The 1,646-nt window shown below is 69.4% G+C and carries 1 protein-coding gene; it reads left to right on the forward strand.

Annotated elements, in window-relative coordinates; all coding sequences use genetic code 11:
- Window positions 1-106: 106 nt before the first annotated feature.
- A partial coding sequence (locus HII36_RS55030; protein WP_173531358.1) for an FAD-dependent monooxygenase occupies window positions 107-1,646 on the forward strand: 1,540 nt, incomplete at its 3' end.

Below are 1,646 nucleotides of genomic sequence, written 5' to 3' on the forward strand. Positions count from 1 at the left end.
CCCCCTCCCCCAAAACGCGATATGTCTTGACCGCCCCAACAACGCGACATATCGTGTCCCACAACCACACGCGATACTACGCGTTCCCAGAGGCGGAGGTAAGGACATGAACGCAGAACGAGTCCCAGTCCTGGTCGTCGGCGCCGGCTATGCGGGCCTCAGCGCCGCCGCCCTCCTGGCCTGGCGCGAGATCCCAGTCATCCTGGTCGAACGCCATCCCAGCACCTCGATACAACCAAAGGCGTTCGGCGTGGGCCCCCGCGCGGTCGAACTGCTCCGCCCCATGCCCGGCATCGAGCACGAACTGGCCGGCATCTGGGCCGGCATCGGCGACAACATGCGCATCGCGATCGCCGAGTCACTGCGCGACCCGAACCCCCACATGATCGTCGAGGACGAGAAGGAACAGTTCGCCTTCATGGCCGACATCACCCCCGCCACCGCCCAGATCGGCGCACCTCAGGCCGAGGTCGAACGAGTGCTGCGGGCCAAGGCCGCAGAGTTCGGCGCCGACCTGCGCTTCTCCACCGAGCTGATCTCCCTCGACCAGGACGCCGAGGGCGTCACGGCGATCATCCGCACCGACGGCGAGGACAGCATGATCCGCGCCGACTACGTGATCGCCGCCGACGGCTACCGCGGCCCGCTCCGGCACCGCCTGGGCATCCCCTCCTCGGGCAAGGGCGAACTGGGGCAGATGTGCTCGTTCATGTTCGACGCCGACCTGACCGGGCTGGTCCGCGAGCGCGAAGTCACCCTCTGGTACCTGCAGAACGACGTCTTCACCGGCATCATCCTCACCGGCACCGGCGTGGGCGCGCACGTGCTCGGCGTCAACTTCGACGCCTCCAAAGGCGAGAGCGCCGACGACTTCACCGAGGACCGATGCGTCGAACTCGTCCGCGTCGCCACCGGCGAGCCCGACCTGGACGTGCGGATTCTCGACAAGAACACGTTCGCCATGGCGCACGTCGTCGCCGACCGCTACCGCGCGGGACGCGTCTTCCTGGCCGGCGACGCCGCGCACACGATGCCGCCCACCGGCGGCCAGGGCGGCAGCACCGCGATCCAGGACGGCTGCGACATCGCCTGGCGCCTCTGGCTGGTGATCACCGGTCAAGCGGGCCCCGACTTCCTCGACACCTACGACGCCGAGCGCCGTCCCATCGGCACGCTCACCGCCGACGCGCAACTCGCCAACCTGGGCGTACGCATGCCGGCCGCCGTCCGGGTCGGCTATCCGGAGCCGCTGGACGACCCCATGCAGATGATCATCGGCTACCGCTACCACTCGTCCGCGATCCTCGACGAACCCGGCGACGACGGCTCGATCCTGGAGGACCCGCGCATCCCCACCGGCCGTCCCGGCAGCCGCGCCCCGCACGTCGTACTCGACTGGGAGGGACAACGCATCTCGACCATCGACCTGTTCGGCTCGGGCTTCGTACTGCTGGCCGACCCGCAAGGCGGCCAGGGCTGGATGGACGCCGGACGCCTGGTCAAGGAACGGCTCGGCGTCCAGCTCACCCGGGTCCTGGTGAACGACGAGCTCAAGGACGTGGAGGGCCGCTGGCGCGAGCGGTACGGCGTACGCGGGGGCGGCGCCGTCCTGGTCAGGCCGGACGGATACGTCGCCTGGCGCTCCC

Source organism: Nonomuraea antri, assembly GCF_013283785.1.
Taxonomy (GTDB): Bacteria; Actinomycetota; Actinomycetes; order Streptosporangiales; family Streptosporangiaceae; genus Nonomuraea; species Nonomuraea antri.